The organism is Eubacterium sp. AF15-50, from assembly GCF_934835595.1.
GTDB lineage: Bacteria > Bacillota > Clostridia > Lachnospirales > Lachnospiraceae > Eubacterium_G > Eubacterium_G segne.
On record NZ_CAKVZL010000072.1, the window covers coordinates 1 to 11,387 of the forward strand.

Consider the following 11,387-nt stretch of genomic DNA (forward strand, 5'->3'; position numbering starts at 1 on the left):
GGGGATAAACTGTCTAAGCATGATGGCATTCATACATTTTACATTGGGAAAAATGCCAGGGTAAAATATGTGGAAAAGCATTATGGTAAGGGAGACGGAAACGGCGAAAACGTAATGAATCCTACAACTATAGTTAATATAGAAGAAGGTGGATTTATGGAAATGGAAACGGTGCAGATAAAAGGCATTGATTCAACAGAAAGGGTAACATCGGCAAAACTTGACAAAGATGCAAAAATAGTAATTACCGAGCGTATTATGACCCACGGAAAACAGCATGCAACAACCCGTTTTAATGTGGACATGAATGGAGACGGCTCCAGTGCAAACGTTATTTCCCGTTCAGTGGCAAGAGACGATTCAAGACAGACATTTTTCTCGGTAATTAACGGAAATGCCAAGTGCAATGGACATTCAGAGTGCGACGCCATTATTATGGACAATGCAAAAATAAGTGCTATTCCGGAAATTACTGCAAATGATTTAGAGGCTTCCCTTATTCACGAGGCAGCAATAGGAAAAATTGCCGGAGAGCAGTTAATTAAGCTTCAGACATTAGGTCTTACTGAACAGGAAGCGGAAGAACAGATTGTTAATGGATTTTTAAGATAAAGGATAATTCATGGAAAATATAAGAAAAATTGCCGTTTTAACCAGCGGTGGAGATGCCCCGGGAATGAATTCAGCCATTCGTGCGGTAGTTTTTAGTGCCTGTAATTTAGGCATTGAAGTAGTTGGTATACTTCGTGGTTACGACGGATTAATAGATTTTGAAACTGCTCCTCTTAGTATGGATGATGTAAGAAACATAAACAACAGAGGAGGCACTATACTTTTTACCAGTAGAAGTGACAGATTTTTAAAAAAGGAATATAGAGAAAAGGCGGCGTTAAATCTAAGGGAAAACGGCATTGATACATTAGTGGCAATTGGAGGCGACGGTACTCTTCGTGGTGCAATTGATTTTAAGGAAGAAGGTATAAATGTTATATGTATTCCGGGAACAATTGACAGAGACATGGGGTGCAGTGAGTATACCTTAGGATTTGATACTGCCGTAAATACTGCCACAGAGGCAATTGACAAAATCAGAGATTCTTCAATATCTCACGGACGATGTAGTGTTGTGGAGGTTATGGGAAGAAAAAAAGGATATATTGCATTGTGGTCAGGGATGGCGGCATCAGCAGATGCCATATTGTTACCGGAAAAATGGCAGGGAGATTTTGACAGTGTTACTGATGCCATAAAGAAGCATCATACTGACGGACGGGACTGTTATTTAGTTGTAGTTGCGGAAGGCGTAACAGATGCAGAAGAATTGGCAAAGCTTATTCAGGAGAAAACCGGCATAGAATCAAGGGTGTCTGTTTTAGGATATATTCAAAGAGGTGGACAGCCATCGGCAAAGGACAGAATGTATGGTTCACTTATGGGAGCTTACGCTGTTGAGATTTTAAAAGAAAGCAGAAAAAACCGTGTAGTAGCTATTAAAAATGATTTGCTGGTAGATTATGATTTAGAAGAAGCATTGTCACTGAAAAATAACAGTTTAGATTCTTTCCAGTATCAGTTAAGTTTGAGATTATCAGAATAGTAAAATATTATATTAGAGAAGAAGGCAGAGAAATGAATAGAAGTAAATCAGAAACGACCCGTAGTATAGACATAGTAAATGGTGGTTTATGGAAAAATATTTTGATGTTTGCCATTCCACTGGCTGTAAGTAGTGTTTTGCAGCAGTTATTTAATTCTGTGGATGTGGCAGTAGTGGGAAAATTTGCCACCAGTCAGGACCAGGCAGCAGTAGGATGTACAGGTGCCCTTATTAATCTAATGATTAATTTGTTTGTAGGTATTTCAGTAGGAGCAAATGTTGTCATTTCCAATTATTTAGGCAGTAAAAAGGATGATAAAGTTAAAAGTGCCGTACATACATCAATTGTTATAGCTTTGGTAAGTGGCATTTTTTTACTTGTGATAGGAATTATTGTGGCACGACCGGTTCTTGTTTTAATGGACACTCCCGCAGACACTTTGAATCTGGCAGTAGATTACATGAAAATATACTTTCTTGGTATGCCTTTTATTATGCTATATAATTTTGGCGCAGCTATATTAAGAAGTATCGGAGATACAAAACGCCCCCTGTATTGCCTTACAGTGGCAGGTGTTTTAAATGCAGCCCTTAATCTTTTTCTTGTTATTGTTTTTCATCTTGGAGTAACAGGTGTTGCAATTGCAACAGTTATTTCTAATATTGTAAGTTCATTAATGATTACATATATACTTATTCATGAAAATGAACCTGTTAAACTTTCTGTTAAGAAATTAGGCATTTCAAAGCAGGATTTAAGTAAAATATTAAAAATAGGTGTGCCGGCAGGAATACAGGGAATGGTATTTTCTTTTGCCAATGTATTTATTCAGGCGGCTCTTAACGGATTTGGTTCTGATGTGGTGGCAGGTTCTGCGGTGGCACTTAATTATGAATTTATTATATATTTTATAGTTAGTGCTTTCAGTCAGACAGCGGTAACCTTTGTTAGCACTAACTTTGGTGCAGGAAATTATGACAGAGTTAAAAAAGTATTCCGTATATGTATGATATACAGCGTAGTGATTTCACAGGCTTTGGGAATAATTGTGGCATTAAACGGTTTCTTTTTTGCTTCAATATTCACTTCAAAAGCGGCAGTGGCAGGCTATGCAGTAACAAGAATGAGATTGCTACTGTTCTTTTATCTTTTAGTAAGCTCCTATGAAATAGGTGGTGCAGCCCTTAGAGGAATGGGACACTCCATGACACCGGCAGCCCTTACGGTATTTGGAACCTGTGTATTGAGATTAGTATGGATATACACTGTTTTTGTAAAATATCATTCATATGATGTTTTGCTTATTGTATATCCTGTTTCATGGATTATAACGGGAGTTGCGGTATTAGCGGCATACGTTTATGTAAGTAAAAAGGAATGTAAAATATGATATATAAATTAGAGGATACAAAAACTGTAAATTATCTGTTTGAAAAATGGGATGAAGGAGTAATATGGGGATGCCTTGAAAAAGTTATGGGAGATATATATGTGGATAATTTAAATAATCCTACGTCTGCCATGGCTATTTTAGGGGATTTCTGCTATTTCGCAGGAAAATTAAATGAAGAATTAGTAATGTTTAAACCGGATAAATTTAAAAATTCCATTATTATGGTGCCGGAAGATACAGAATGGGGCAACTTAATTGAAAAGTGCTTTGGAAACAAGGCAGAAAAAACAACCAGATATGCAATGAAAAAGGAAAAAGGTGTTTTTAATGTAGAGCATTTAAAAAGCATTGCAGAAGGTTTATCAAAGGAATATGAAATAAAAACAATTGATGAAAAACTATACAATGTCTGCTTTAAGGAGCAGTGGAGCAGGGACTTTGTAGCACAATATGATACATATGAAATGTACAGTGAAAAGGGAATGGGTGTTGCAATATTAAAGGATGGAGAATTAATTTCCGCTGCATCCTCTTATTCCGGATTTAAGGATGGAATTGAAGTGGAAATTGCTACAAGAAAAGATTACAGACACAAAGGTCTTGCAAGCATATGTGGTGCTAAATTAATTCTTGAATGTATCAAAAAAGGATGGTATCCAAGCTGGGACGCAAGAATAATGTGGTCAGTAAAAATGGCAGAAAAATTAGGATATCATTTTTCCCATGAATATGTGGCATATAATGTTAATTATAATGATTAGTTTAAAAATAAGGCACAAATTTTTTACAATTATTTCAATCGCACGCTATTGACAGTATGCGATTAAAGTGTTAGTATATTCACTACTTCGGAGGATATTATGAATAAAATAACAGATAAGAGGAAAGATTGCTTTTATATGATAAAGCAGTTGCATGATAACATTGAAAAAAATGCCAATAATGCATTAAAAAAATATGATTTAACAATGATGCAGCTTGGAGCATTAATGAGGTTAAATAAAGATGGAGGGGGAGAATGCACCCTGAAAGAATTTGAAAAATTATTGCATTTGGCACAATCTACCACAGCAGGTATTGTAAAGAGATTGGAACAGAAAAAATTTGTTGAGTGTTTTGGTGATCCCTTTGATAAGAGAATAAAAAAGGTTCGTATTACTGCAGAAGGAATAAAGCTTTGCAGTATTGCAGCCGTAGATATGGAACATGCAGCTAAAAAATATACAAAAGGCATTTCAAAGGAGGAGCTTAATACATTTGTAAATGTAATAATAAAGCTGTGTGAAAACGCAGATAGTTAATAGTATGTAAAGGAGACTAATAGATGTTTAAACTTTTTAAGAATTTAGAGAAAAAAGACAGATGTTTTATTTTAATAGCTTTAGTTTTCATTGTAGCCCAGGTATGGCTTGATTTGAAACTTCCGGATTACATGTCTGAAATTACAGTGTTAGTTGAAACCCCTGACAGCAGTATGCAGGACATTTTAATTGCAGGAGGGAAAATGCTTGCGTGTGCTTTTGGAAGTTTGGTTTCAGGTATTTCAGTGGCAGTATTGGCGGCTAAGTCAGGTATTGATTTTGCTGCAACCATCAGAGAAAAGTTGTTTCATAAGGTACAGGATTTCTCCATGGAGGAAATTGGAAAGTTTTCCACAGCCAGCCTTATAACAAGAACTACTAACGATGTATCACAAATTCAGATTTTAATTGTAATGGGACTTCAGGCAATTGCCAAGGCACCTATTATGGCTGTATGGGCAATACTTAAAATTTATAATAAAAGCTGGCAGTGGACGGCATCTACAGGAGTTGCACTGGTAATTTTATTATTAATTGTTATTACATGTATTGTTCTTGCATCTCCGAAATTTAAAAAGATGCAGGTATTAACTGATAACTTAAACAGGGTTACAAGGGAAAATCTTACAGGATTAAATGTAATAAGAGCATATAATGCAGAAGAGTATCAGGAAGAAAAGTTTGAAAAGGCTAACAATGAACTTACATCTGCTAATATGTTTGCAAACAGAACCATGGCATTTCTTATGCCGGGAATACAGGGGGTAATGAATGGTCTTACCCTTGCAATATATTGGATAGGGGCAATATTAATTAATAATGCGGCAATGAATAAGAAACTTACATTATTTTCAGATATGGTTGTATTTTCTTCCTATGCAATGCAGGTTATTATGGCGTTTATCATGCTGGTTATGATTTTTATGATTTGGCCTAGGGCATCAGTAGCTGCAAATCGTATCACAGAAGTTTTAGATACTGATATAACCATAAAAGACGGTAGCTTAGATGGAGATACTAAGGAAAAAGGCACTGTTGAGTTTAAAAATGTATCTTTTGCATATCCTGATGCTGCGGCAAATGTTGTGGAAAATATCAGTTTTAAGGCAAATAAAGGTGAAACAATAGCTTTTATTGGAGCTACAGGATGTGGAAAAAGTACGGTAATTAATCTTATTCCAAGGTTTTATGATGTAACAGACGGAGAAGTGTTAGTTGACGGAATAAACGTTAAAGATTACAAACAAAATGAACTTAGAAATAAAATAGGATATGTTTCCCAAAAGGCAATTTTATTTTCCGGGGACGTAGAATCAAATGTTGCATATGGTGATAATGGGAAGAAAGATGCTACGCCTGATGAGGTAAAGGAAGCCGTAAAAATTGCATGCGCAGATGATTTTGTGGAAAATCTCAAGGATAAATACCATGGTTATGTGGCACAGGGAGGAGATAATTTCTCAGGTGGACAAAAACAGCGTTTATCAATAGCAAGAGCTATAGCAAAGAAGGCAGAAATACTTATTTTTGATGACTCATTTTCAGCTCTTGATTATAAAACTGACAGAAAGCTGCGTACGGCTTTGAAAAAACAGTGTAGCGACACTACGAAAATAATTGTAGCCCAGAGAATAGGAACCATAAGGGATGCAGATTTAATTATTGTGTTAGATGGCGGAAAAATCGCAGGAAAAGGAACTCATAGTGAGTTAATGGAATCCTGTGAGGAATACAGACAAATCGCATACTCTCAGTTATCAAAGGAGGAATTGGCGTAATGGAAGGTAGAACAACAAATAGAAGAGGAATGAGACATCCGGGAATGCCTGTAGCAATGTCAAAGGAAAAGGTAACGAAAGGCACATGGAGCAAGCTCCTTAAATACTGTAAGAATTATTGGGCGTTTATTATAATTGCAATAATATGTGCCTGTGGAGGAACGGTTTTAACATTGATTGGCCCTGATAAGATATCGGAAATTACAGATACCATTACAAAAGGTATAATGCCTAATGCCAAAATGGATATGGATAAAATTAAGTCAACAGCAATGATTTTGGCTGTTTTATATGGTGTTGGTGCCATTCTTTCAGCAACTCAGGGATTTATAATGTCAACAGTTACACAGTGTGTGTCAAGAAAACTTAGAAATGACATTTCAGTAAAAATTAATAAGCTTCCCATGAATTACTATCATCATAATTCCACTGGAGATGTGTTATCCCGTGTTACGAATGATGTAGATATGATTGCTACATCTCTTAACATGAGTATCGGAACAATGGTTTCTGCTGTTACATTGTTTGCAGGTTCTCTTATAATGATGATAAAAACAGATGTTGTAATGACCATTGCCGGAGTTCTTTCAACATTATTAGGCTTTGTCCTTATGATGGTTATTATGAAACATTCCCAGAAATATTTTACAAAGCAGCAGATGAATCTTGGAGCAATAAATGGTCATATAGAAGAAATATATTCAGGTCATACAGTGGTAAAAGCCTATAATGGAGAAGATAAGGCAAATAAGCAGTTTGATGAATTAAATGAAGCTTTAAGAAACAGTGGCTTTAAGGCACAGGCAATGTCAGGACTTATGATGCCTTTAATGACTTTTATTGGTAATTTCGGTTATGTTACAGTTTGCGTGGTAGGAGCTGCCCTTGCCATGAATGGAAATATTTCTTTTGGTGTTATTGTTTCGTTTATGATGTATATAAGATATTTTACCCAGCCATTGTCACAGTTAGCCCAGGCATTTCAGCAGTTGCAGTCGGCAGGTGCCGCATCATCCCGTGTTTTTGAGTTTTTAGGTGAAGAGGAAATGCAGGATGAAAGTAATAAGAAGGCAATAATTACCAATACCAAAGGTGATGTGGAGTTTTCTCATGTACGATTTGGGTATGAGCCTGACAAAATAATAATAAATGATTTTTCGGCTAAGGCGAAGGCAGGTCAGAAAATAGCCATAGTAGGGCCTACAGGTGCAGGAAAAACTACACTGGTTAATTTGTTAATGCGTTTTTATGAAATAAACAGTGGTGAAATAAAAATCGACGGAGTATCCACAGCAGATATTAAAAGAGAGGATGTTCACTCAAAATTCTGTATGGTATTACAGGATACATGGTTGTTTGAAGGAAGTATCAGGGAAAACCTGATTTATTGTTCAGAAAATAAATCAGAGAAAAAAATGAGGGAAGCATGTAAGGCAGTTGGTCTTGACCACTTTATAAGAACACTTCAAAATGGATATGATACTATTTTAAATGATCAGATTAACCTGTCTCAGGGACAGAAACAGCAACTTACAATAGCCAGGGCAATGATAGCTGATAAACCTATTTTGATTTTAGATGAGGCTACAAGTTCTATTGATACAAGAACTGAGCAGAAAATCCAGAAAGCCATGGATGAACTTATGAAGAACAGAACATCCTTTGTAATTGCCCACAGATTGTCTACAATAAAAAATGCGGATTTAATTCTCGTATTAAAGGATGGAGATATTATTGAAAGTGGAAATCATCAGGAGCTTATGAGCAAAAACGGATTTTATGCAGATTTGTATAACAGTCAGTTTGAACAGGCATGTTAATGTATTATTTTATTAGAAGAGGGAAATATGGGGGAAAAATCAGATAATTCGCTTAGTTTGGCGTTGGAAATCCCACAGGAGGAATTAATGAAATCTCAGGGATTAATGACAGGTTTTGATTCAGAAGAGGATGTATGGGAACTTATTGTAAGGTATACAGGAAATTTAGATAAAGTAAGGGAAATAAACGGCGTAGATGTTAGAGAGCTTTCTAACGGCTATGCCGTTTTAAATGTAAAAAAGGAATTGATAGATGAAGTGGCTAATGTGGAGGAGATTACCTACATTGAGAAGCCTACAGCACTTATATTTTCACTGCTTAGGGGAAAACAGGCATCCTGTATAAATGAGGTACAGCAGACCTTTGCAAATAATGAAAACAATGGTCTTTTTGGAGAAGGAGTGATAGTGGGAATAGCTGACAGTGGCATTGATTTTACCCATGAGGCTTTTAGAAATCAGGATGGAACCACAAGAATACTTAATTTGTGGGACCAGACAAATGACAGAGTTTATAATGCAGAAGAAATTAACGAGGCTTTAAAATCAGAAAATCCATATGAATCGGTAAATTCCGTGGATTATTCAGGACACGGAACCCATGTGGCAGGAATTGCAGCAGGCAATTTTGCTGAAAATAAAAATGATAATCTGGGAATCGCAACAAAAAGCAGTCTTGTAATTGTAAAGATGGCTTTAGCAGGGGAGAGGTCGTTTCCAAGAACAACTCAGTTAATGGAGGCCGTTGATTATATGATAAAGGTGGCGGAAAGCTATAAAATGCCTTTGGCGATGAACTTAAGCTTTGGCAATAGCTATGGTTCTCATGATGGCACATCTCTTCTTTCTACTTATTTGGATTCCATGGCTGACGGTAGAAGGGTATCCATATGCGTGGGGGCGGGAAATGAGGGAGACAGTGCCGGTCATGCAGGAGGATATGTATTTGAGCCTACAGATGTGGAAGTTCAGGTATCACGTTTTCAAAAGGCATTTAGTATTCAGTTATGGAAAGACTTTTCAGATGAATTTAGGGTACAGATAATTGCACCTTCAGGCTTTATTATAGATGTGATTGAAATTTATAACAGGGCACATAAATATGAGACAGATGAGACAAATGTTTATGTGTTTTATGGGACTCCTAAGCCTTATACCCAGTATCAGGAAATATATTTTGAACTTATACCGGTTTCAAATTATGTGAAATCAGGAATATGGACCATAAGACTTACACCTGAAAATATAGTTACGGGACGATATGATATGTGGCTTCCGGAAGGAGGAATTATAAACGAAAATACCTCATTTTTAAGACCTGACCCCGATATAACACTTACGGTTCCTTCCACGTCTTCAAAGGTAATAAGTGTTGGAGCATATAATTCATCTAATGATGTAATGGCATCCTTTTCGGGACGGGGATTTACCAGGGAAACAAATCAGGTAAAACCGGATATTGTGGCACCGGGAGTGAATATAAGTTCGGCATCAAATACGGGGGGAGTATCCGTAAGAACCGGAACATCCATGGCAACCCCTTTTGTGTGTGGCAGTGCGGCCTTAATGATGGAATGGGGGATAGTTCGGGGAAATGATCCTTTTCTGTACGGGCAGAAATTAAAAAGTTATCTTATAAAGGGAAGCAGAAAACTTCCGGGATTTACAAGGTGGCCTAACGAACAGGCAGGGTGGGGAGCTTTGTGTGTTTCAGAGAGTATACCTAAATAATATACTTTAAATATTTTCACTATTGACGATTAAATATAGACGCAATAAACTTTACAACGGTGTGGGCGATTAACTATTCAGTAGAACATAAAAATACCATATTGGATACTGTCTGTTGAATGGCAATATGTGTTACAAAGAAGGAAAGAAACATGAAATGGAAACACATTTTAGCAATCGGACTGTCGGCAGCAATGGTTATGTGTACAGTATTAAAAGAGGGAACAATCGTATATGCAAATACTGAAATGGACGCAATAAGCCATGGTGGGAAAACTTTTGAAGCAGCTGGTATTCAGGTAGAAGATGGAGAAAATCCCGAAGGTGCTTTTAGCGATTGTACATCTTTGAAGAAATTTGATTTTTCAGATGTAAGTCGTATTGAAAAATTAGCATTTTATAATTGTAGCAGCCTTGAAAACATTAAAATACCGGACACGGCAAATACCATTCCAGAGGGAGCATTTGCAGATCGCTCTAATCTTAAAACTATTATTTTACCTAAGTCTGTCAGCAGTTTCGCAAAGAATTTTATCATAGATTTTAGTCCGGTAAAAAGGAACAGCAGTAATTACTGTGAAGTCAGGAAGAAAAACTATAAAGTGCAAAATTACAGTAAAATAAATTAATTTTTAAAATATGCGGTTTAAAGACATTTGTGTGGCGGACAGCCGCATAATTTTTACGTATTTCAAGTGCAAAATACAGTATATTGGTAACATTGACATTAAATAATCAGGTTATATAATAATTTAGAACATACAAAATAATCATATATAGGAGAAAAGATGAAATATATACGACAACTTTTAATTATACTTGGAATATCCTTTGCAGGAGAAGTCTTAAAATATATACTTCCACTTCCGATTCCTGCGGGAATATATGGTATGGCAATATTATTTATTGGATTAATGACAGGATTAATTAAATTAGAAGCAGTTAGGGAAACGGGAAAATTCCTTATTGAGATTATGCCGTTAATGTTCATTCCGGCAGGAGTGGGATTAATGAATAGCTGGGGAAAGCTTGCATCGGTGCTTGTCCCTGTATGTATAATCACGGCTGTTACCATTATAACGGTAATGATTGCCACAGGCAGGATGTCCCAGTGGATTATAAGAAAAAGCAGAAATAAGGAGACAGATAGGGATGAATGATTTTTTTAGAGAGTCAATGTTTGCCGGCGTAACTTTAAGTTTGGTGGCATATTTAATAGGAACATTGTTAAAAAAGAAGTTTAAATTGGGAATTTTTAATCCCCTATTAATTTCAATTGTGGTATCAATAGTGGTTCTGGTTGTAGGAAAAGTTGATTATTACACTTACAATGAGGGGGCAAAATACTTAAGCTGGCTGCTGACTCCGGCAACAGTGTGTCTTGCAGTACCTCTTTATGAGCAGTGGGGATTACTCCTTAAAAATTTTAAGGCGGTTATGTTAGGACTTGTGGCAGGTACAATAACAAGTCTTACAACAGTTCTGGCATTAGCCTTGATTTGTGGTTTGTCTCATGAAGAATATGTAACTTTACTTCCAAAATCCATAACAACAGCCATAGGAATGGGTGTATCGGAGGAGTTGGGAGGATATGTAACCATAACTGTAGCTGTAATAATTATTACCGGTGTATTGGGAAATATTTTTGGAGAATTAATTTGCAAAATATTTAAAATTGATGAACCGATTTCTAAGGGACTGGCTTTTGGTGCCTCATCCCATGCAATAGGAACTGCGAAAGCCTTGGAAATAGGTGAGGTTGAAGG

General features: G+C 36.4%; 11 protein-coding genes. All 11 read left to right on the forward strand.

All coding sequences use genetic code 11. The annotated features are described in order from the left end of the window. Positions 1-612, forward strand: a 612-nt coding sequence (locus Q5O73_RS08200) for a SufD family Fe-S cluster assembly protein (RefSeq protein WP_302669445.1), incomplete at its 5' end; no start/stop codon positions are given. A gap of 10 nt (positions 613-622) precedes the next feature. Then, positions 623-1,597, forward strand: coding sequence for an ATP-dependent 6-phosphofructokinase (locus Q5O73_RS08205; RefSeq protein ID WP_118588680.1), 975 nt, complete (start codon positions 623-625; stop codon positions 1,595-1,597). A 32-nt stretch (positions 1,598-1,629) separates the two neighbouring features. Continuing rightward, a complete protein-coding gene (locus tag Q5O73_RS08210; RefSeq protein WP_186840375.1) occupies positions 1,630-2,988 on the forward strand; it encodes an MATE family efflux transporter in 1,359 nt (452 codons plus the stop codon). Beyond that, positions 2,985-3,752: a GNAT family N-acetyltransferase gene (locus tag Q5O73_RS08215; protein ID WP_302669446.1), complete on the forward strand. Its 768-nt coding sequence runs from the start codon at positions 2,985-2,987 to the stop codon at positions 3,750-3,752. Before Q5O73_RS08210 ends, Q5O73_RS08215 begins: the two co-directional genes overlap by 4 nt. 99 nt (positions 3,753-3,851) lie before the next feature. Further along, positions 3,852-4,292, forward strand: a complete 441-nt coding sequence (locus Q5O73_RS08220) for a MarR family winged helix-turn-helix transcriptional regulator (RefSeq protein ID WP_302669447.1) — start codon at positions 3,852-3,854, stop codon at positions 4,290-4,292. Positions 4,293-4,315: 23 nt separating this feature from the next. Further along, positions 4,316-6,070, forward strand: a complete 1,755-nt coding sequence (locus Q5O73_RS08225) for an ABC transporter ATP-binding protein (RefSeq protein WP_021953164.1) — start codon at positions 4,316-4,318, stop codon at positions 6,068-6,070. Positions 6,071-6,126: 56 nt separating this feature from the next. Next, a complete protein-coding gene (locus tag Q5O73_RS08230) occupies positions 6,127-7,890 on the forward strand; it encodes an ABC transporter ATP-binding protein (RefSeq protein WP_302669451.1) in 1,764 nt (587 codons plus the stop codon). A 27-nt stretch (positions 7,891-7,917) separates the two neighbouring features. Then, the gene (locus tag Q5O73_RS08235; RefSeq protein ID WP_302669448.1) at positions 7,918-9,621 is read left to right on the forward strand and encodes a S8 family peptidase; all 1,704 of its coding nucleotides are present in this window, start codon (positions 7,918-7,920) and stop codon (positions 9,619-9,621) included. A 152-nt stretch (positions 9,622-9,773) separates the two neighbouring features. Further along, a complete protein-coding gene (locus Q5O73_RS08240; RefSeq protein WP_302669449.1) occupies positions 9,774-10,250 on the forward strand; it encodes a leucine-rich repeat domain-containing protein in 477 nt (158 codons plus the stop codon). 159 nt (positions 10,251-10,409) lie between these two features. Then, complete coding sequence (locus tag Q5O73_RS08245; protein WP_302628757.1) at positions 10,410-10,781, forward strand: CidA/LrgA family protein; 372 nt, start codon at positions 10,410-10,412, stop codon at positions 10,779-10,781. Beyond that, a partial coding sequence (locus tag Q5O73_RS08250) for an LrgB family protein (RefSeq protein WP_302669450.1) occupies positions 10,774-11,387 on the forward strand: 614 nt, incomplete at its 3' end. The genes Q5O73_RS08245 and Q5O73_RS08250, both read left to right, overlap by 8 nt.